Genomic DNA, 20,357 nt, shown 5'->3' on the forward strand with positions numbered 1-20,357 from the left:
TCACGCATGATCTGGCACAATCGCGATTCGATCATCCCGCCTCCAGCCAGCGTCACGTCATGCCAGCCATCGCCGAACTCTTCGTCTACCCGATCAAATCCTGCGCCGGCATCGCGCTGTCGCGCGCGCAACTGCTCGAAACGGGCCTCGCATACGACCGTCACTGGCTGATCACCGATCCGCACGGGCAGATGCTCACGCAACGCACGCACCCGCGCCTCGCGCTGATCCGCCCGACGCTCGAGCGCGATGCGCTCGTGCTGAACGCGCCGGGCATGCCGGAGATCCGCACGCCGCTCGACGGCGACGCGACGCCCGCGACGCCGAAGATGGCCGCGACCGTGTGGCGCGACACCGTCGACGCGATCGACACGGGCGCCGAAACGGCCGCGTGGCTCACCGCATTTCTCGGCGCGCCGACGAAGCTCGCGCGCTTCGGCCCCGACGCGCGCCGCGGCTGCAACCGCAAATGGACCGGCGACATCGATACGCACACGCAGTTCGCGGACGGTTATCCGCTGCTGGTGATCGGCCAGTCGTCGCTAGACGACCTGAACGCGCGGCTTGCCGCGAAGGGCGCGCCGGCGATCCCGATGAACCGCTTCCGGCCGAACATCGTCGTGTCGGATCTCGATGCGTACGAAGAGGATTTCGTCGAGCATCTCGACGCCGGCGGCGACACGCCGGTGCGGCTGCGGCTCGTCAAGCTGTGCACGCGCTGCCCGGTGCCGACGATCGACCAGGCCACCGGCACGCCGGACCCGGCATGGCCGCACGAGCCGACCGACACGATGCAGACCTATCGCGCGAACCCGAACTACGACGGCGCGCTGACGTTCGGCATCAATGCGATCGTCGTCGAAGGCGCCGGCGCGTGGCTCGAAGTCGGGCAGCCGGTCGAAGCGGAGATCGGCTTCGGCGATTGAGCGGCCCGCCAGGACGACTGCCGGACAGGCGTGCACATGCCCCGGCAGATCAGGTCTCGGCTCTTCACCCACCATTTATTGAATGGTTGTTCCTGAATTGATATAGTTCGCGCATGGCAAGACCAAGGGAATTCGACACGGATGCAGCGCTTGACCGCGCGATCGCCGTTTTCAGCGAGCATGGGTTCGAGGGCAGTTCGGCCCAGATGCTCGTCAGCGCGATGGGCATCGGGCGGCAGAGCCTCTATGCGGCGTTCGGCGACAAATGGCAGCTTTGCCTGTCGGCCGTGCGCCGCTACGGGATGGGCGAATGCGCTGCGCATTTCGACGCTCTGCGCAGCGGCGCACGCGCGATCGACGGGATCGACGCATTGCTTCGCCGCGTGGTCGAAACGGCCGCCCAACCCTGCCTTGGCACGATTTCCGTCTACGAATTCGGCGCGTCCCGCCCCGAGCTCGCGGAGATCCATGCGGTGCTGGCCCATAGCTTGATCACCGCAATCGCCGCCCGCGTCCGCGATGCGCAGCGCGAAGGCGACGTGGCCGCGAGCCTCGTCCCCGAAGCGACCGCCCAGTTCCTGATTGCGAACATCACCGGCATCCGCGTGGCCGGTCGCGGCGCCGCCGACCACGCGAGCCTGAGCGCGTTGGCCGACATGACGCTGCGGGCGCTACGGTAGATTTTTTTGGCACGTTAATGAACGATCATTCAACAACAAGGTAAATCATGAAAGCCATCGTGATGAACGGCGCCGGCGGCCGCGACATGCTGGAGCAGGTCGAGCGGCCTGCCCCGGTGGCGCGTACGGGCGAGGCGCTGGTCGAGATCGCCTGCGCCGGCGTCAACTTCATGGACATCGGCGTGCGACGGGGCATGGCCTGGACGGGATGGCCCAACCCGAAGATTCTTGGCGTCGAAGGCGCGGGCCGGGTGCTGGCGGTCGGCGACGGCGTCGAGGACATCGCACCCGGCCAGCGCGTCGCGTGGGCCTACGCGCCCGGCAGCTATGCGGAGCAGATTGCGATCCCCGCCACGTCGCTGGCTGCGATTCCGGATACGATCGACGATCGCACGGCCGCTGCCGTGATGATGCAGGGTCTCACCGCCAGCCATTTCGCAACCGACTTCTATCCCATACAGCCGGGCGACGTCGCTTTCGTCCACGCGGCGGCCGGCGGGCTGGGCCTGCTGTTGACGCAGATCATCAAGCTGCGCGGCGGCCGGGTAATCGGGCGCGTCTCGTCCGAAGACAAGGTCGCCGCGGCCAGGGAAGCGGGCGCGGATCATCTGATCGTCGATACCGGCGGACGGTTCGCCGCGAAGGCGCTGCGTCTGACCAACGGCGAAGGCGTGCACGTCGTCTACGACGGCTCCGGGCCGAAGACCTTTCAGGGATCGCTCGACGTGCTGCGCCGCTCGGGAACCTTCTGCTGGTACGGTCCAGTGCTCGGCGGGCCGGGGCCGATCGACCTCATGAGCCTGCCGAAGAGCATCAAGATCGGCTATACGACCTTCTTCGATCATATCTACACGCCCGAACTGCTCCGCGCACGCACGGCGCAGCTGTTCGACTGGATCGAGGAAGGCCGGCTCAAGGTCCGAATCGGCTGCGAATATCCACTGGCGGACGCGGCGCGCGCGCATGCCGACATGGAAAGCCGCCACTCCATCGGCAAGCTGCTGCTGAAGCCGTGAGTGCCGTGGCGCCCTGTCGCCAGGCCGTGCGCCCGCCACGCGGCTGGAACGGCCGCGACTCGTCTGGAAACCGTCCCTAACGATGGCTTGCCGCCGGCAGCCGGATCGTCACGATCAGCCCGCCGCCGGCCGCATCGGCCAGCGTCACGCTGCCCTGATGCACGCGCGCGATTTCCCGCACGATCGACAGCCCGAGGCCGGTGCCTTCGACCGTCTGCGTCTTGCTGCCGCGATGGAAGCGCTCGAACACCGCGTCGCGTTCGTCGGCCGGAATGCCCGGCCCGTCGTCGATCACGTCGAGCCGCGCCGCTTCGCCGTCGCGCGAGACACGCACCGTGATCACCGCATGGTCGCCCGCATAACGGATCGCGTTGTCGATCAGGTTGCCGATCATCTCGCCGAGCAGGTCGGGCTGCCCGAGCACGTCGACGTCTGCCTCGTGCTCGAAGCCAAGATCGATGTCGCGCGCGCGTGCGACGGGCGACCAGTCGAGCGTCACGCTGCGTGCGAGCCGGTGCAGCGCGACCGGCTTGTGCGCGACCGCATGACCGCTGTCCGAATCGAGCCGCGACAGCGACAGCAATTGCTGGACGATCTTCGCGGCCTGCCGCACCGCGCCGTTCGCGCGCCGCAGGTGCACGTTCATGCGCGGCTGCTCGTCGGGCCGCAGCGCGAGCTCGACGCCCGCCTGCACCGCCGCGAGCGGCGTCTTCAACTGATGGGCCGCATCGGCGAAGAAGCGGCGCCGCGCCACCTGCATCCGCTGCGTGCGGCCGATGTACTGGTTGATCGAATCGACGAGCGGCGCGAGTTCGCTCGGCATCGCGCCGGTATCGAGCGGCGTCGTGTCGTCCTCGCTGCGCGCGGCGACGGTCGCCGACAGCCGGTTCAGCGGCCGCAGCCCGCGCCCGACGCCGAGCCACACGATTCCGAGCGCCAGCACGACGAGCAGCCCTTCCTGCAGCAGCGACCCGATCAGGATCTCGCGCGCGAGCGCCTGGCGCGCCTCGATCGTCTCGCCGACCATCACCCACACGATGCGCGACTGCGCGGTCGGCACGTCGTGCACCGGGATGCGCAGCGCGGCCATCCGCAGTTGTTCGCCGCGATACACGACGTCGTAGTAGCGCGTGACGAACAGCGCGCCGTCGCCCGCGTCGCGCCCGCGCGGCAGCGGCAGGTCCGGGTAGCCGGTGACCGTGCGGCCGTTGTCCTCGCGGATCAGGTAGTAGATCTTGCCGCCGTCGCTCGATTCGAGCATTTCGAGCGCGAGATACGGAAGGTCGACCTCGATCTCGCCGTCGTTGAGCCGCACGCCTTCGCGGATCGACTTCAGCGACGACGACAGCGTGCGGTCGAACGCGACGTGCGCGGCGCTCATCGCGCGCTGGTACGTGAGCCACGAGTCGAGCGCGAGCAGGCCGAGCAGCGGCAGCAGCAGCCACAGCGCGACCTGCGCGCGCAGGTTCGGGCGGGTCATCATGCGTTCAGCCGGGCCGCGCCAACGATCGCAGGTGCCGCGTCGGCCGCCGGCGAGCACGAGCGAGCGCGACGGGCGCTCATTCGGCCGTCCCCGCCTTTGCTTCGAGCAAATAGCCGAGCCCGCGCAGCGTGACGATCGCGACGCCGGTGTTCTCCAGCTTCTTGCGCAGCCGGTATACGTAGATCTCGATCGCATCGGCGTTGACCGACTCGTCGAGCCCGAAGATCTTCTCGGACAGCGTGTCCTTGTTGATCGCGCGGCCGTTGCGCAGGATCAGCACCTCGAGCACCGAGCGCTCGCGCGGCGTGAGCGACAGCGGCTCGCCCGCGAGATGGAAGCTGCGATCGATACTGTCATACGAAAGCGGCCCGCATTCGACCCGCGAATGCTCGTGGCCGAGGCTGCGCCGGATCAGCGCGCGGGCGCGCGCCTCGAGTTCGGTCAGCTCGAACGGTTTCGCGAGATAGTCGTCGGCGCCGAGATCGAGCCCTTTCACGCGGTCCTCGACCGACCCGTGCGCGGTGAGGATCAACACCGGCACCGGGTTGCGGCGCGCACGCAGCCGCCGCAGCACCTCCAGCCCGTCGAGCTTCGGCAGCCCGAGATCGAGGATCACCAACGCGTAATCCTGCGTGCGCAGCACGTGGTCTGCCGCCTCGCCGTCGGCCATGTGATCGACCGCGAAGCGCGCGGCGCTCAGCGCATCGCTCAGCGACTGGGCCAGGTTCGGGTTGTCTTCGACGAGCAGCACACGCATGGGGATTCCGGTAAGGTCAGCGACAGCCCGCTACATTACATGATCCTTTCCGTCTCCACGCCTCGCGCAAACACGGGTTGCGCGGGTGCCGAACCGGCGGCGGGACGTGTCGGCGGCGGCCGCTCGGCGCCCGGCGCTGCCCGCCATGTGGCACACGACCGCGCGCTCGGTCGGCGTCGCGCCGCCGCTCGCGCTGGCCCGCTTCATCGGCCGCGGCGATTTCGCGAAGCACCTGCGCGCCGCGAAACCGGCGGCGGCGTCGGGTATGCGGCGCGGACGGCCGCGTACGCGCGGCATGGTGGCCAAGTCCTCGGGCAACTGCTGGCCGCGCCCGCGTAGCCGGTCAGCCCGCGTCGCGTCCCCCTGTTGCGCCGCGAAAGCCGCGGTCGCCCCCCGGGAAATCCATGACGCGAACGGCGCAATCGCGAACGGAAATGAAAGCGGGCTGAAAGTGCCCCGCCCGTAACATCCGCGTCATTCGAACAACATCGACGCATCACTGGAGGAAGACATGCCGTTTGCACCGAAGCACCTCGCCGCCGCGCTGGCGATCGTTCTGGGCGCTGCCGCCGGCAGCGCCGCCGCGCAGGTTCCGGCCGGCTACCCGGGGAACTACCAGGGCGTGATCGACGCCGCGAAGAAGGAAGGCAAGCTGATCGTCTACTCGACGACCGACACGGGCCTCGTGCGTCCGCTGATCAAGGACTTCGAAAGCCTGTACGGCGTGAAGGTCGAGTACAACGACATGAACAGCACCGAGCTGTACAACCGCTACATCAGCGAGAACGCGGCGAGCAGCACCAGCGCCGACGTGCTGTGGAGCTCGGCGATGGACCTGCAGGTCAAGCTCGTCAACGACGGCCTGATGGCGACGTACGATTCGCCCGAAAGCCCGAACGTGCCGCAATGGGCGCAGTACCAGAAGCAGGCGTACGGCACGACGTTCGAGCCGCTCGCGATCGTCTACAACAAGCGGCTGATCCCCGAGAACGAGGTGCCGAAAACCCGCGCCGACCTGATCAAGCTGCTCACCACGCAGGCCGACAAGTTCAAGGGCAAGGTCACGACCTACGACATCGAGAAATCGGGCGTCGGCTTCAACTACCTGACCCAGGACGCGCACGTAAACGAGAAGGTCACGTGGGAACTCGTGAAGGCGATCGGCGCGACCGGCCCGAAGCTGCAGTCGAGCACAGGCGCGATGATGGAGCGCATCTCGTCGGGCGAGAACCTGATCGGCTACAACATCATCGGTTCGTATGCGTACGCGAAGGCAAAGAAGGACAAGTCGATCGGCTACGTGTTTCCGAAGGACTACACGCAGGTCGTGAGCCGCCTCGCCACGATATCGAAGAAGGCGAAGAACCCGAACGCCGCGAAGCTGTGGGTCGACTACCTGCTGTCGAAGCGCGGCCAGACGCTGATCGCGAACCAGGCGAACCTGTACGCGATCCGCGCGGACGTGACCGGCGAAACGTCGGCCGCGAGCCTCACGAAGGAACTCGGCGATTCGCTGAAGCCGATCCAGATCGGCACCGGCCTGCTCGTCTATCTCGACCAGTCGAAGCGCCTCGCGTTCCTGAAGCAATGGCAGCAGGCGATCAAGCGCTGAGCCGCTGACGCCGGGCCGCCCGCCGTACGGCGCGCGGGCGGCCCCTTCCCCTTACCGATTTCCTTGAGGCGGCCATCCGGATGGCCGCAGGGGCGAACTCATGCTTTCCACCAGCACACGCGGCACGGCACCGGCCGTTCCGCCCGCCACCGGCCCGCGCGACGCGATTCCCGCGCTGCCGGTCAGCAGCCTGCAGCCGCTCGCCGGCATGCTGCGCTGGATCGTCGTCGCGGTACTGACCGTCGCGGTCGCGCTGCCGCTCGGCTTCATCCTGTTCCAGAGCCTGCTGTCCGCGCCGTTCTTCGACGCGAACAAGACGCTCGGCGTCGAAGGCTTCCGCTTCATCTTCAGCGATCCCGATTTCTGGTCGGCCGTGAAGAACTCGTTCATCATCGCCGGCGGGATGCTGTTCATCTCGATCCCGCTCGGCGGCATCCTCGCGTTCCTGATGGTGCGCACCGACCTGCCCGGCCGCCGCTGGCTCGAACCGCTGCTGCTCACGCCGGTGTTCGTGTCGCCGATGGTGCTCGCGTTCGGCTACGTGGTCGCGGCCGGCCCGGTCGGCTTCTATTCGGTGTGGTTCAAGGAGCTGTTCGGGGTGCAGAGCGTGCCCTGGAACGTGTATTCGATCTTCGCGATCACGGTGATCGTCGGCCTCACGCACGTGCCGCACGTGTACCTGTATTCGTCGGCCGCGCTGCGCAACCTCGGCTCGGACGTCGAGGAAGCCGCGCGCGTGGCGGGCGCCCGCCCGTTCCGCGTCGCGCTCGACGTGAGCCTGCCGATGACGATGCCCGCGCTGCTGTTCGCCGGCGTGCTGGTGTTCTTCCTCGGCTTCGAGGTGTTCGGGCTGCCGCTCGTGCTCGGCGACCCGGAAGGCCACCTCGTGCTCGCGACCTATCTGTACAAGCTGACCAACAAGCTCGGCGTGCCGTCGTATCACCTGATGGCCGCGGTCGCCGTGTGCATCGTCGCGATCACCTTCCCGCTCGTGCTGCTGCAGCGCCGCCTGCTGAAGACCGCGAACCGCTTCGTCACCGTGAAGGGCAAGGCCGGCCGCGCGACCGTGCTGCCGCTCGGCGTGTGGCGCTGGGTCGCGCTCGCGATCGTCGCGCTGTGGCTCGCGCTGACCGTGATCGTGCCGATCTCGGGCATCGTGCTGCGCGCGTTCGTGACCAACTGGGGCGAAGGCGTGCCGCTCGGCGAAGTGCTGACGCTGGCGAACTTCGTCGAGCTGTTCGAGCAGGACAACCTGGTGCGCGCGATCGTCAACACGCTCGGCATCGGCGTGATCGGCGGCGCGCTCGCGATCGGCTTCTACTCGCTCGTCGCGTTCGCCGGCCACCGCCGCCCCGACTGGGCGACCAGGCTGCTCGACTACCTCGTGCTGCTGCCGCGCGCGGTGCCGGGCCTGCTCGCCGGTCTCGCGTTCCTGTGGATCTTCCTGTTCGTGCCGGGCCTGCGCGAGCTGAAGAACTCGATGTGGAGCATCTGGATCGCGTACACGGTCGTGTGGCTCGCGTACGGGATGCGGCTCATCCAGAGCGCGCTGCTGCAGGTCGGCCCCGAGCTCGAGGAAGCCGGCCGCAGCGTCGGCGCGACGCGCAGCCGCGTGTCGCTCGACGTGACGCTGCCGCTCGTGCGCTTCGGCCTGCTCGCCGCGTGGCTGCTGATCTTCATGATCTTCGAGCGCGAATACTCGACCGCCGTCTACCTGCTGTCGCCCGGCACCGAAGTGATCGGCGCGCTGCTCGTGTCGCTGTGGGCGACCGGCGCCGTCGACCAGGTCGCCGCGCTCTCTGTCATCAACATCGCGATGGTCGGCGCCGGTCTCGGCGTGGCCCTGCGCTTCGGAGTGAAACTTCATGGATAAGCTCATCGTCGACGATCTGCACCTCAGCTACGGCGCCAACCCGATCCTCAAGGGCGTGTCGTTCGAACTGAAGGCCGGCGAAGTCGTGTGCCTGCTCGGCGCGTCGGGCAGCGGCAAGACCACACTGCTGCGCGCGGTGGCCGGCCTCGAACAGCCGTCCGACGGCCGCATCCAGCTCGACGAGCGCGTGTTCTTCGACGGCGCGCGGCGCATCGACCTGCCGGTCGAGCAGCGCTCGCTCGGCCTCGTGTTCCAGTCGTACGCGCTGTGGCCGCACCGCACCGTCGCCGACAACGTCGGCTACGGGCTCAAGCTGCGCCGCGTGGCGCCTGCCGAACAGAAACACCGCGTGCAGGCCGCGCTCGACCAGCTCGGCCTCGGCCATCTCGCCGAACGCTTTCCGCATCAACTGTCGGGCGGCCAGCAGCAGCGCGTCGCGATCGCCCGTGCGCTCGTCTACAACCCGCCGGTGATCCTGCTCGACGAGCCGCTGTCGAACCTCGACGCGAAGCTGCGCGAGGAAGCGCGTGCGTGGCTGCGCGAGCTGATCGTGTCGCTCGGACTGTCGGCCCTGTGCGTGACGCACGACCAGACCGAAGCGATGGCGATGTCCGACCGCATCCTGCTGCTGCGCAACGGCCGCATCGAGCAGGAAGGCACGCCGGCCGAGCTGTACGGTGCGCCGCGCTCGCTGTATACCGCCGAATTCATGGGCAGCAACAACCGGATCGACGCGCGCGTCGCGGCCGTCGACGGCGAACGCGTGACGCTTGCCGGCGACGGCTGGGAGTTGCAGGCGCTGGCCCGCGACACGTTCGCGCCGGGCCAGGACGCGCAGGCCGTGATCCGTCTCGAGCGCGTGCAGGTGGCCGACGGCCCGGGCGCGAACCGGCTGCAGGCCGACCTCGTCACGTCGATGTATCTCGGCGACCGCTGGGAATACCTGTTCCATTGCGGCGAGATGCGCCTGCGCGCGTTCGGCCACGTGCCGCGCGCGGCCGGCAAGCACTGGATCGAATTCCCGGCCAACGACTGCTGGGCGTTCGCGAAAGCGGGCTGATCCGCATCGCGGCGGCTCGCGTGCCGCCGCGCCGGCTTTCAAGCCGCCCCTTTGCGACTCGCATCGGCGGACGCTTCGCGGCGTCCGCCGCTGGCGCGCCGCGCACCCGTTTTCTGTTTCAACCCGCCCACAACAATTTAGGAGACGCTGTCAAAATGAAGTCACGCGCAGAACGCTCGATTCGAACAGTAGTCCTTACCAGTTCAGCCGCGGCAGCCTGTCTCGCCGCGCCGGCCGCGCATGCGCAGTCGTCGGTCACGATATACGGGATCATGGACGCGGGCATCGAATACACGAACCATGCGGCCCCGGAGGGCGGCAATGCGTTCAAGCTGAAGTCGGGCAACAAGAACACGTCGCGCTGGGGCTTGCGCGGCGTCGAGGATCTCGGCGGCGGATTGAAAGCCGTGTTCCGCCTCGAAAGCGGCATCGATCTCGCGAATGGCGCGTCCGACGACGGCCCCGACTCGATCTTCGCGCGCCGCGCGACGGTCGGCCTGAAAGGCAAATGGGGCGAGCTGTCGCTCGGCCGCAACTTCACCGTCACCTACGATTACATGCTGCCGTTCGACCCGATGGGCTACGCGCAGAACTACTCGTGGGCGACCTCGTCGATGGCGACGGGCGGCCGCAAGGACGGCCTGTTCACGCGCTCGTCGAACGCGGTGCGCTACGACGGCGAATTCAGCGGCTTCAAGTTCGGCGCGCTGTACGGTTTCGGCAACGTGCCGGGCAGCATCAAGACCAGTTCCAAATACGACTTCGCGCTCGGCTACGAGACGGGCCCGTTCGCGGCCGTCGTCACGTTCGACCGGCAGAACGGCGCGGCCGACAGCGTCACGCCGGCCGATACCGTCAACTACATTCAAGGCATCCACGCGGGCCTGAGCTACGACTTCGGTAACCTGAAAACGATGGCCGGATACCGCAATTACAAGCGCACGTTCCGCACCACGGCGGCGAACCAGTTGAGCGACATGTATTGGCTCGGCGGGTCGTACCAGTTCACGCCGACGTTCTCGTTGATCGCGGCCGTCTATCACCAGAACATCAAGGGCGGCACGGATGCCGACCCGACGCTGGTGTCGGTGCGTGCGCAGTACGCGCTGTCGAAGCGCACGGTGCTGTATGCAGCCGGTGCGTTCGCGATCGCGAAGCACGACCAGAAAGTCGGCGTGTCGCGCGATTTCAATGGGTACGGCACCACGCAGGTCGGGGTCACGGCGGGGATTCAGCAGCGGTTCTGACCGCTCCGACATGACGGCGGGCAGAGGACGGTGCGAGCGTTTCGGGGCGCGTCGCCCTCTGCTTCGTCGCATGTCGGGGCGCGGCACGGGCGACCGAAGAAACACGTTGAAACGGATGCGCGAGCAACGTGCCGGCGATTCGCTGAGCACGCGAACACCATGGCGGCTCGTTCAGAGAATCGCCCGGTAAGCTTCGAGCGCCTTGCAGGTCTGAACCATCCCCTGCCGCTGCAGGATGTCGAGGTAGCGATCCACCATCATCGGAGGATGCTTGAGCATTTCGCGTTGTCGCCGTGCTGCGCCGACAACCGCAGCCGGCTCGAGATCGAACAGATTGTCGACGAACACGTCGGGATGCTGCGCCTCCACCCCGTACGCCGACAGCACTGCGTCGGGAAAGTCCTTCTGGTTGAACGTCACGATCACACTGGCGTTGCAGCGGATCGCGGCGGCCAGTACATGCCGATCATCGGCATCCGGCAGCCTCAGGCCCTCGATCAACGCTTCGTACCCGGTCACCAGCGCATCAGGTATCGCGCGATCCATCAGACTCGCAGTCCGGTCGAGTTGTGCGGCGCCGAGGTCCGGGCGCTTGCGCAACAGGTTCCGTTTCCATTCGTTATGGATATCGGCACTCCAGCGAGCCCTGAAACACCCGCTCAATGCGAGCCACATCAGGAAATCGCGCAACGGTGCCGGGTACAGCACGCAGGCATCATAGACCGCCGTGAATGGCGAACTCGTCATTCGTAGCCCATCCCGAATTCCTGCGCTTGCCGCCCCAACTCTTCCATCGCATTGGCGCTCGCCTGATCGCGTTCGGTCTTGTAACGCATCAGATCGGAAAAGCGCACACGACGATGCTTGCCGGTCTTGTGATACGGCAGCGCCTTCGATTCGAGCAGCTTGATCAGGTGTGGACGGGACACATTGAGCAGGTCGGCTGCTTCCTGCGTGGTCAGTTCCGCGTGAACGGGCACGACCTTGACCGCATTGCCATCTGCAAGCTCCGCGAGGATGTCGACCAGCAGACGCAGTGCAGAAGTCGGAAGCTCGACCTGATGGGCGCGATTTTCGTCATCGAAAATCTGGATGCGCTGTATTTCCGTTCGCGTGGCCAGATAAGCCGCCAGCGCACGCTGTCCTTCGACCGCCGCCTGCACCTCGCGCTCCACCGGCAAGATCGTATCGGACATCGAGGTATGGGCCATCGCGCGCTCCCAAGCAGGGTTCTCAAATGCGCCATCTTATTCGAAATAAACGAAAATCGCAATAAACGAAAATAGATAGAGCCCTTATAAGACCGCCGAACCTCGATATCAGTCAATACGCGCCGTCACCCGGCTTCTGGTCCTTCCGCGTGCAGAGTGACGACCGCGGCCCGCTCGTCGCCGTTCAGTCACCACGCATCGTGAACACCAAACGCACGGCGCTGCTCGTATCGCCCCAGTGCTCGCCGACAGCCGACAGCGGCACCGTGCGCGTGTCGATCGTCAGGCCCGCCGGCGCGGCGGCATCAAACACACCACGGATAGCACCCAGCAAGCCCGGCAACGGCACGCTGCCCAGACCGCTGCCCATCAGTTCGATCGCGGTCGCCCGCAGCACGGCGCCGGGCACCAGCACGTCCGCGCCGCCGATCGAGCCGATCTGCACGAAACGCAGCCGCCGGCCGCCGGGTGTCGCTTTCGCGGCCGCGCCCAGCAGTGTGTGCGCGCTGGCGCCCCACAGATAATCGAGCACGACATCCACGCCCGCACGGAAATGCGGTTCGAGCGCCCGCGCCAGATCGGCGTCGTCCTGCTGCAGCGACACGACAGCATCCGCGCCGGCCTTCAGCAACGCCTGCAACGCGGCCGCGTTGCGGCCCGTCGCGATCACCTTCGCCGCACCGAGATGCTTCGCGATTCGCACCGCGAGCCGCCCGGACGTACCCGTTGCACCGTTGACGAGCACCGTCTCGCCCGCGACGAACCGCGCGCGTTCAGTCAGCGCCGCCCACGACGACATCCCCGGAATCGCGATCGCCGCGGCGGTGACATCGTCAAGCGTGTCCGACAGCGGCACGCACTGCGTATCGGGCACGATCGTGCGTTCGGCCATCGCGCCGAACGGCACGGGGGCGCCGAAGAAGTAGACGCGCCGACCGTCGTCGAGACGCCCCACGCCGTCGACACCGACGACGAACGGATAGCGTCGATCCGACGAGTAATGCGTGCCGGCCGCGCGCCCCTGTGCGATGCGGCTCAGCGCGGACGCCGTCACGTCGATCAGGCTGTGGCCCGGCATCGCGCGCGGCGGTTCGAATTCGGTATAAACCGGGCGCTGTCCAGCGCCTTCAACAACGGCTGCTTTCATGGTGGTTCCTTCAATCTGGACGGTGGATCTTTACCGGGCGTCGAGCCACGCGCGCAGCGCGGGATCGCGCACTTCCAGCACGTCGAACAGGCCGAGCGCACGCAGTGCCGGCAACGCATCGATCGCATCGGCCTCCGCGCGCGCCCTGTCCGCCGGCGCGGCATTCGGATCGGTCAACACACGGGCATTGACCAGAAAAGCGCCAACCGTGCCCTTGCGGATCGTCGTTCCGCCGGCATCGATCTGGTTGGCATGGTCGGGAAGCATTTGTTCGGCTCGCATCGCGTCGTACTCCGGTTGTCATCGATGGACGCAGTGTAGGCGTGCAAATCCGGCCGTTCTCCGGTATAACGGCCATTCGATACCGATATCCGGCCATGTCCGATCCGCTTCTGCCCGCCCGCTTCGTCACGTCCGACGACGGCCCGTTCGTGGTCGCCGCCGCCCTGTCGCAACGCGCCCCCCGTATCACCGCGCCCCATTCGCATGCGCGCGGCCAGCTCGTCGGCGCGCTGAGCGGGCTCGTGACGATCGGCCTCGACGATCAGGAGTGGGTCGTGCCCGCGATCCACGCGATCTGGATCCCGCCGCACTGCCGGCATTCGCTGCGCTCGTTCGGGCCGATTTCCGGCTGGTCGGCGTTCGTCGCCGAAGCGCGCTGCGCGGCGCTGCCGGCCACGCCGCGTGCGATCCGCACGACGCCGCTGCTGCACGAGGCCGTGCAGCGCGCGGCGAGCTGGGGCGATTCCGAACTGGATGCCGCGCAGACACGGATCGCCGACGTGATCCTCGATGAAATCGCGGCATCGGAAGCCGAGGCGCTGGGGCTGGTGCGACCGCGGGACCCGCGGCTCGTGAAGATCACCGATGCGCTGGCCGCGGATCTCGCGAACGACCGGCGGCTGGAGGAATGGGCCGAATGGGCCGGCATCGGCGCACGGACGATGAGCCGCCGCTTCGTCGCCGAAACCGGGCTGACGTTCGCGCAATGGCGTCAGCAGGCGAGGCTGCTGCGGGCGCTGGAACGCATCGCCGACGGCGTGCCGGTGACGACGATCGCGCTCGATCTCGGATACGACAACGTGAGCGCGTTCATCGACATGTTCCGGCGCGCGCTGGGGACGACGCCGGGGAGATATTTGGCGGGGGGAAGCCAGGCGCACGGATAGCGGCTTCATGCGCGCGCATGAAGCCGCACGACGAAGATCCGGCGGGCGGCAGACAACAACCGCCCGCCGCCGCGTCAATACGTGCCGTCGCCCTTCTTCGCGGCGGCGTCGCCGCCCTTCTTGAACTGCGCCGCAAGCCGCTCCGCGCTCCTCGCCAGGAGCGTCGTATCGACACCGACCGCGACGAACAACGCGCCCGCTTCCAGATAGCGCCGCGCGGCCGCTTCATCCGCGCTCAGGATGCCCGGCGCCTTGCCGGCCGCCTTGATCGCGCGGATCGCGCCGTCGATCGCGGCCTGCACATCGGGGTGGCCTGGATTGCCGAGATGCCCGAGATCGGCGGCCAGATCGGCCGGGCCAATGAACACGCCATCGACACCGTCGACCCGCGCAATCGCATCGATCGCGTCGAGCCCGGCCCGCGTCTCGACCTGCACGAGCACGGCCATCTCGTCGTTCGCGCGATGCAGGTACTCGCCGACGCGATTCCACCGCGATGCGCGCGCGAGCGCGCTGCCGACGCCGCGGATTCCGTGCGGCGGATAACGGGTCGCGGCCACCGCCGCACGCGCCTCGTCCGCGCTCTGCACCATCGGCACGAGCAGCGTTTGCGCGCCGAGATCGAGCACCTGCTTGACGATCACCGGATCGTTCCACGGCACGCGCACGACCGGATGCGACGGATACGGCGCGATCGCCTGCAGTTGCGCGAGGATCGTCGGCACCGTGTTCGGTGCATGCTCGCCGTCGATCAGCAGCCAGTCGAAACCGGCGCCGGCGACCACTTCCGCGCTGTAGGGATTCGCGAGGCCGAGCCACAGGCCGATCTGCGCGTCGCCGCGCGCGAGCGCGGCCTTGAAGACATTCGACGGAATCCGCATCGTTCGCTCACCTCACTCGAAGTAGCACTGGATCGTCCCGAGCGGGCCGTAGTCGACGCTGAACGTATCGCCCGAACGCGCCGCGCAGGGCCGCGTAAACGATCCGCCGAGCACGATCTGCCCGGGCTCCAGCGCGACGTCGAAACGCGACAGCCGGTTCGCGAGCCACGCGACGCCATTCGCCGGATGGTTCAGCACGCCGGCCGCGACACCGGTTTCCTCGACCACGCCGTTGCGCGACATGATCGCCGCGACCCAGCGCAAATCGACGTCCCGTGGGCGCACCGGCCGGCCGCCGATCACGACGCCCGCGTTCGCCGCGTTGTCGGCGATCGTGTCGAACACCTTGCGCGGCCGCTTCGTATCGGGGTCGATCGACTGGCTGCGCGCGTCGATGATCTCGAGCGCCGGCACGACGTAATCGACCGCGTCGTACACGTCGAAGATCGTGCAGTTCGGGCCGGTGAGCCGCTTGCCGAGCACGAACGCGAGTTCGACTTCCACACGCGGCACGATGAAGCGGCCGGTCGGGATCGTGCCGCCGTCCTCGAAGAACATGTCGTCGAGCAGCGCGCCGTAGTCGGGCTCGTCGATCTGCGACGTGTTCTGCATCGCCTTCGACGTGAGGCCGATCTTGTGCCCCTTCAGCGTGCGGCCTTCCGCGAGCTTGAGCGTCACCCACGCGCGCTGGATCGCATACGCGTCGTCGATCGTGATGTCGGGATGGTCGAGCGAGATCTGGCGGATCTGCGTGCGCGCGCGCTCGGCGTCGTGCAGACGGTGCGCGAGCTGGTCGATGATGGCGGGTTCGAGCATGGTCGGATCGAAAATGGGGTTCAGCCGGCCCGCTTGTAGCGGGCGTGAATGTTGTTGTGCTTGTACGAGCCGCTTTCGCTGAACTCGATCAATTCCATCGACAGGGCGAGATAACGCTTCGCGTACAGCTCGGCGAAATGGGCCTTGATCGCATCGAACAGCGCGTCGCATGCGGCTTGCTTCGTTTCGTCGCTGCGGCCCGCGCCGATCTTCAGCGTCACGTGGACGAACGCGTCGTCCTCCGCGCCGTCGGCGATGCAGTAGTCGTGCAGCTCGATCGCGCGCGAACGGATGCCGCCGGTCGGGAACACGCCGCCCTGCGCGATGAGCGTCGCGTTGATCGTGCGCAGCAGCGCGGGAATGCGTGCGTCGTCGCGGATGTTCGCGGTGTATTCGACGACGATGTGTGGCATGGCAAGTCTCCGGTCGGATTCGAAGTCGTGGTGCGCGGCAATGCTCAGGGCAGCGGGAAGATCGCGTTGATCTGCCCGGTGCCCGAGCTCGCGAAATAGTCGGTGACGATTTCGACGGGCTTGTCGTAGCGATCCCAGCCGAGCAGCCCGAGCAGCATCGCGGTATCGTGCATGCCGCCTTCGCCGTGGCAATGCACGTTGTACTCGGGCAGCATCGCGCAAAACGTCCTGAAATCGCCCTGCTTCCACAGTTCGACCACGCGCAGGTCGACCTGCCGGAAGAATTCGCGGCTGATCTGGTGGATCGATTCCTCGGGGCTGCCGTTGTCGTTGAAGCGGTGCGACAGCGAACCGCTCGCGAGGAACGCAACGTTCGAATCGCTCTTCTCGATCGCTTCGAGCAGCGCCTCGCCGAAGCGCCGGCTCTCGTCGAGTTGATGCCACATGCACCAGCCGGCGATCGACACGACCTTGAAGTGCTGGTCGCCGTTCATGTAGCGCATCGGCACGAGCGTGCCGTACTCGAGCTCGAGGCTGTCGATCTCGTGCGCGCGCGTCGCGATGCCGCGCTCGGTGGCCGTTTCGGCGATCAGCCGGCCGAGCGCCGGGTTGCCCGGGTACGCGTACTGCATGTCGCGGATGAAATGCGGCAACTCGTTGCTCGTATAGGTGCCGGCGAACCGCGCATTGCAGTTCACGTGATAGCCCGCGTTGACGAGCCAGTGCACGTCCGACACGACGATCGTATCGACGCCGAGCGCGCGGCAGCGCTCGCCGATCAGCCGGTGGCCGCGGATCGCCGCATCACGGCAGCCGTGATGCTTGCCGGGCAGTTCCGACAGGTACATCGACGGCACGTGCGTGATCTTCGCGGCGAGGGACAGTTTGCCCATCGTTCAAGTCTCCCAGTCGGCCGGAGTTAGCGCTTTAGCGGTTACTCCGGCCCCATGCTTGGCCGGCGTGCCGGCCAAGGAATCGTTCGTTCTTGCGGCGACACCACCCGCTTCCGTCACACGCCCCAGCGCGGAATGTGATGCGAACCCATCGAAATGCACACGTTCTTGATCTCCGCGAACACCTCGAAACTGTACTCGCCGCCCTCGCGCCCGGTGCCCGATTCCTTCACGCCGCCGAACGGCTGGCGCAGGTCGCGCACGTTCTGGCTGTTCACGAACACCATCCCGGCCTCGATGCCGCGCGCGAGCCGATGTACCTTGCCGACGTCCTGCGTCCAGATGTACGACGCGAGGCCGTACGACGTGTCGTTCGCGAGCCGCAGCCCTTCGTCTTCGTCCTCGAACGGGATGATGCACGCGACCGGCCCGAAGATCTCTTCCTGCGCGATGCGCATCCGGTTGTCGACGTCGGCGAATACGGTCGGCCGCACGAAGTTGCCGTTGCGCAGATGGTCGGGCAGCCCGGCCGGCTTGTCGGCGCCGCCCGCGACCACGTGCGCGCCTTCCTGCTCGCCGATGCGGATGTAGCCCGTCACCTTTTCCCAGTGCTGGCGTGTGATCATCGCGCCGAGATTCGTGCCCGGATCCGCTGGATCGCCGACCACCAGGTTGTTCGCGCGGCGTGCGAATTCCTGCACGAAGCGGTCGTAGATCGTGCGCTGCACGAAGATCCGCGAGCCGGCGGTGCAGCGTTCGCCGTTGATCGAGAAGATCGTGAACAGCGACGCGTCAAGCGCGCGGTCGAAATCGGCGTCGTCGAAGATCAGCACCGGCGACTTGCCGCCAAGCTCCATCGAATATTTCTTGAGGCCCGCGCGCTCCATGATCCGCTTGCCGGTGACGGTGCCGCCGGTAAACGACACCGCGCGCACGTCCGGATGGCGCACGAGCGCGTCGCCGGCCGTCGCGCCGTAGCCCTGCACGACGTTCAGCACGCCCGGCGGGATGCCGGCTTCGAGCGCGAGCCGGCCGAGCTGGTCGGCCGTCAGCGGCGACAGCTCCGACATCTTCAGCACGGCCGTGTTGCCGAGCGCGAGGCACGGCGCCGTCTTCCACGTGGCCGTCATGAACGGCACGTTCCACGGCGACACCAGCGCGCATACGCCGACCGGCTGGTACAGCGTGTAGTTCAGCATCTGGTCGTCGACCGGATAAGTGCGGCCGTTCATCTGCACGCACACCTCGGCGAAGAAGTTGAAGTTCTCGGACGCGCGCGGAATCAGCTGCTTGCTCGTCTGCGCGATCGGCAGGCCGGTGTCCTGCGTCTCCAGCGCGGCGAGCATCGGCACGTTCTTCTCGATCAGCTCGCCGAGCCTGCGCATCAGCTTCGCGCGCTCCTTCGCCGGCGTGTTCGCCCATTTCGGGAACGCTTCCTTCGCCGCGCGCACGGCCGCGTCGACCTCGGTCTCGCCGCCCGACGCGACGTCGGTGATGACTTCACCCGTCGCCGGGTTCAGCGTCGTGAAGGTGTCGCGGCTCTCCACTTCACGGCCGCCGATCCAGTGCTTGATGGTCATGCGCTCTCCTTCCTTGGGCGACGGCCTCAGCCGGCGCGATAGTAGTCCGCTTCGCCGACGATCGTGTTCACGAGCCGGCCGATCCCTTCGATTTCGGTCACGACCTCGTCGCCCGGCTTCGTGTCGGCCAGCCCCTCGGGCGTGCCGGTCAGGATCAGGTCGCCCGGCGCGAGCGTCATGAAGCTGCTGATGTGCTCGATCAGCGCCGGCACGTCGAACACCATGTCGCGCGTGCTGCCGCGCTGCGTCTCGCGGCCGTTCACCGTCGTGCGCAGCGTGAGGTCGCCCGCGTCGCCGATCTCGTCGCGGCTGACGAACCACGGCCCGAGCGGCGTGCAGGTGTCGCGGTTCTTCACGCGCAGGTTCGGCCGGTAGTAGTTCTCGAGATAGTCGCGGATCGCGTAGTCGTTCGCGACCGTATAGCCGGCCACGTAGTCGATCGCCTGCGCGCGGCTCACGTGGCGCGCGGGGCGGCCGATCACGACGGCCAGTTCGCACTCGTAGTGCATGTGCGTGGCGTCCGCCGGGCGCACGGTCAGCGACCGGTGGCCGATGAACGTGTTCGGCCCCTTCAGGAAAATCAGCGGTTCGCTCGGTGCGTTGAACGCGAGTTCCTTCGCGTGGTCCGCATAGTTCAGCCCGAGCGCGAACGTCGTGCGGGGCGCGACGGGCGGCAGCCATGCCACCGCGTCCTCGGCCACCACGCGCCCCGTATCGAGGCGGATCGCGCCGTCGCCGGCCGGTTCGGCCGCGTGGAGTGCGCCGTTGTAGATCACGCGCGCCGTCTTCATCGTGCTTCCTCCGCCATCAGCGTATGCCGCAACGTGCCGATGCCGGCCGCGGCGATCTCGATCGTGCTGCCCGCGCGGGCACGCGGTGCGCCGCCCGCGACGCCGAGCAGCAGCACGTCGCCCGCGTCGAACGACATGAAGGCCGTCACGTCGGCGATCAGCGCGCGCACCGGGCGAATCAGCGTCGCGGTCGACGCGGCCGCGGCCACCGCGCCGTCGATCCGCACCGTCAGGCCGATCGCGTCGACATCGGCGAGCGCGGCGGCCGGCACGATCGCCGGGCCGAGCGGGCAGAAGCCGTCGCGGCACTTGAAGCGCACGGCCGGGCGGTAGTAATCGGAATGCGGCACCGATACGTCGCTCGCGAGCGTGAAGCCGTGCACGTAGTCGAGTGCCTGCGCGGCCGCCACGCGCGTCGCGCGCCGCGCGAACACGACGGCCACCGACGCACCGATTTCCAGCGCGTCGACGCCGGCCGGCACGACGACGGCGGCGCCGTCGGCCGCATGCGTGTTGGCGGATTTGATGTACAGGATCGGCGCCTGCGGCGGGCGGCCGTAAGGCGGCGCGTTCACGGCGTCGCCGAGCGCGTCGAGCGCCGCGCGCTCGTTGAGCAACGCGCCGTAGACGGTACCGATGGCGACCGGCAACGGCGGCGCCGCGGCGTTCGTGCAAGACAGCTCCATGCGTCGTTCCCCTGCCGCGCGTCGCGGCGCATCGTCAATAGTTAATATCTTAAGTAAACAATCGTGCGCTGGCAACCTCGATTACCCTGATACGCGAAATTCATCAGCTTCGGCTG

At 67.5% G+C, this 20,357-nt stretch carries 21 protein-coding genes and 1 pseudogene; 9 read left to right on the forward strand and 13 right to left on the reverse strand.

The genetic code is table 11. The features are described 5' to 3' along the window. Positions 1–59: 59 nt before the first annotated feature. The 3 genes from LGN10_RS06040 to LGN10_RS06050 all read left to right on the forward strand — a co-directional run bounded on the left by LGN10_RS06040 (position 60) and on the right by LGN10_RS06050 (position 2,622). Entirely contained in the window at positions 60–926 is an 867-nt protein-coding gene (locus LGN10_RS06040; protein ID WP_124859126.1) for an MOSC domain-containing protein, read from the forward strand. 113 nt (positions 927–1,039) lie between these two features. Next, the gene (locus LGN10_RS06045; protein WP_226222263.1) at positions 1,040–1,606 is read left to right on the forward strand and encodes a TetR/AcrR family transcriptional regulator; all 567 of its coding nucleotides are present in this window, start codon (positions 1,040–1,042) and stop codon (positions 1,604–1,606) included. Between the two features lie 47 nt (positions 1,607–1,653). Continuing rightward, positions 1,654–2,622 (forward strand): quinone oxidoreductase family protein, encoded by a 969-nt coding sequence (locus LGN10_RS06050; RefSeq protein WP_226222265.1) that lies wholly within the window; start codon positions 1,654–1,656, stop codon positions 2,620–2,622. Positions 2,623–2,698: 76 nt separating this feature from the next. Here the strand turns inward: LGN10_RS06050 and LGN10_RS06055 are convergent, their stop codons facing one another. Both LGN10_RS06055 and LGN10_RS06060 read right to left on the reverse strand, forming a co-directional pair. Further along, positions 2,699–4,102, reverse strand: coding sequence for a sensor histidine kinase (locus LGN10_RS06055; RefSeq protein ID WP_226222455.1), 1,404 nt, complete (start codon positions 4,100–4,102; stop codon positions 2,699–2,701). Positions 4,103–4,181: 79 nt separating this feature from the next. Next, positions 4,182–4,862, reverse strand: a complete 681-nt coding sequence (locus LGN10_RS06060; RefSeq protein WP_226222267.1) for a response regulator — start codon at positions 4,860–4,862, stop codon at positions 4,182–4,184. A gap of 118 nt (positions 4,863–4,980) precedes the next feature. Here LGN10_RS06060 and LGN10_RS33620 point away from each other — a divergent pair. From LGN10_RS33620 to LGN10_RS06080, 5 genes and pseudogenes are all read left to right on the forward strand, one after another. After that, positions 4,981–5,201 (forward strand): annotated as a pseudogene (locus tag LGN10_RS33620) (hypothetical protein); the annotation flags it as partial. 172 nt (positions 5,202–5,373) lie between these two features. Continuing rightward, complete coding sequence (locus tag LGN10_RS06065) at positions 5,374–6,474, forward strand: ABC transporter substrate-binding protein (RefSeq protein WP_226222269.1); 1,101 nt, start codon at positions 5,374–5,376, stop codon at positions 6,472–6,474. A gap of 100 nt (positions 6,475–6,574) precedes the next feature. Next, positions 6,575–8,347, forward strand: a complete 1,773-nt coding sequence (locus LGN10_RS06070; RefSeq protein WP_124859132.1) for an ABC transporter permease — start codon at positions 6,575–6,577, stop codon at positions 8,345–8,347. Further along, a complete protein-coding gene (locus tag LGN10_RS06075; RefSeq protein WP_059639380.1) occupies positions 8,340–9,407 on the forward strand; it encodes an ABC transporter ATP-binding protein in 1,068 nt (355 codons plus the stop codon). Before LGN10_RS06070 ends, LGN10_RS06075 begins: the two co-directional genes overlap by 8 nt. A gap of 155 nt (positions 9,408–9,562) precedes the next feature. Beyond that, positions 9,563–10,654 carry a porin gene (locus LGN10_RS06080; protein WP_226222271.1) on the forward strand — a complete coding sequence of 364 codons (1,092 nt, stop codon included), beginning with the start codon at positions 9,563–9,565 and terminating at the stop codon, positions 10,652–10,654. Positions 10,655–10,825: 171 nt separating this feature from the next. On the opposite strand, the gene LGN10_RS06085 is transcribed toward LGN10_RS06080, so the two are convergent. The 4 genes from LGN10_RS06085 to LGN10_RS06100 form a co-directional block, all read right to left on the reverse strand. Beyond that, complete coding sequence (locus LGN10_RS06085) at positions 10,826–11,401, reverse strand: PIN domain-containing protein (RefSeq protein ID WP_059574577.1); 576 nt, start codon at positions 11,399–11,401, stop codon at positions 10,826–10,828. Beyond that, entirely contained in the window at positions 11,398–11,865 is a 468-nt protein-coding gene (locus LGN10_RS06090) for a helix-turn-helix domain-containing protein (RefSeq protein WP_060967570.1), read from the reverse strand. The genes LGN10_RS06085 and LGN10_RS06090 overlap by 4 nt, the downstream gene beginning before the upstream one ends. Before the next feature lie 184 nt (positions 11,866–12,049). Further along, a complete protein-coding gene (locus LGN10_RS06095) occupies positions 12,050–13,012 on the reverse strand; it encodes a quinone oxidoreductase family protein (protein WP_124859138.1) in 963 nt (320 codons plus the stop codon). 30 nt (positions 13,013–13,042) lie between these two features. Then, positions 13,043–13,294 carry a hypothetical protein gene (locus LGN10_RS06100; RefSeq protein ID WP_059574583.1) on the reverse strand — a complete coding sequence of 84 codons (252 nt, stop codon included), beginning with the start codon at positions 13,292–13,294 and terminating at the stop codon, positions 13,043–13,045. Between the two features lie 95 nt (positions 13,295–13,389). On the opposite strand from LGN10_RS06100, the gene LGN10_RS06105 reads away from it, so the two are divergent. Beyond that, on the forward strand, positions 13,390–14,181 hold the full coding sequence (locus LGN10_RS06105) for an AraC family transcriptional regulator (RefSeq protein WP_226222273.1): 792 nt from the start codon (positions 13,390–13,392) through the stop codon (positions 14,179–14,181). A gap of 74 nt (positions 14,182–14,255) precedes the next feature. Here LGN10_RS06105 and hpaI read toward each other — a convergent pair whose 3' ends face one another. The 7 genes from hpaI to LGN10_RS06140 all read right to left on the reverse strand — a co-directional run bounded on the left by hpaI (position 14,256) and on the right by LGN10_RS06140 (position 20,241). Next, complete coding sequence (gene hpaI, locus LGN10_RS06110; protein WP_059639375.1) at positions 14,256–15,062, reverse strand: 4-hydroxy-2-oxoheptanedioate aldolase; 807 nt, start codon at positions 15,060–15,062, stop codon at positions 14,256–14,258. Between the two features lie 12 nt (positions 15,063–15,074). After that, on the reverse strand, positions 15,075–15,878 hold the full coding sequence (gene hpaH / locus LGN10_RS06115) for a 2-oxo-hept-4-ene-1,7-dioate hydratase (RefSeq protein WP_059639374.1): 804 nt from the start codon (positions 15,876–15,878) through the stop codon (positions 15,075–15,077). A gap of 20 nt (positions 15,879–15,898) precedes the next feature. Then, entirely contained in the window at positions 15,899–16,291 is a 393-nt protein-coding gene (locus LGN10_RS06120; protein ID WP_059574592.1) for a 5-carboxymethyl-2-hydroxymuconate Delta-isomerase, read from the reverse strand. Positions 16,292–16,335: 44 nt separating this feature from the next. Further along, positions 16,336–17,184, reverse strand: coding sequence for a 3,4-dihydroxyphenylacetate 2,3-dioxygenase (hpaD, locus tag LGN10_RS06125; RefSeq protein WP_060311042.1), 849 nt, complete (start codon positions 17,182–17,184; stop codon positions 16,336–16,338). 116 nt (positions 17,185–17,300) lie between these two features. Continuing rightward, positions 17,301–18,764, reverse strand: coding sequence for a 5-carboxymethyl-2-hydroxymuconate semialdehyde dehydrogenase (hpaE, locus tag LGN10_RS06130; RefSeq protein WP_226222275.1), 1,464 nt, complete (start codon positions 18,762–18,764; stop codon positions 17,301–17,303). A gap of 26 nt (positions 18,765–18,790) precedes the next feature. After that, positions 18,791–19,555: a fumarylacetoacetate hydrolase family protein gene (locus LGN10_RS06135; RefSeq protein ID WP_226222277.1), complete on the reverse strand. Its 765-nt coding sequence runs from the start codon at positions 19,553–19,555 to the stop codon at positions 18,791–18,793. Beyond that, the gene (locus LGN10_RS06140; protein ID WP_226222284.1) at positions 19,552–20,241 is read right to left on the reverse strand and encodes a fumarylacetoacetate hydrolase family protein; all 690 of its coding nucleotides are present in this window, start codon (positions 20,239–20,241) and stop codon (positions 19,552–19,554) included. Before LGN10_RS06140 ends, LGN10_RS06135 begins: the two co-directional genes overlap by 4 nt. Positions 20,242–20,357: the final 116 nt, after the last annotated feature.

Source organism: Burkholderia sp. AU32262 (assembly GCF_020419985.1).
GTDB classification, from domain to species: Bacteria; Pseudomonadota; Gammaproteobacteria; order Burkholderiales; family Burkholderiaceae; genus Burkholderia; species Burkholderia semiarida.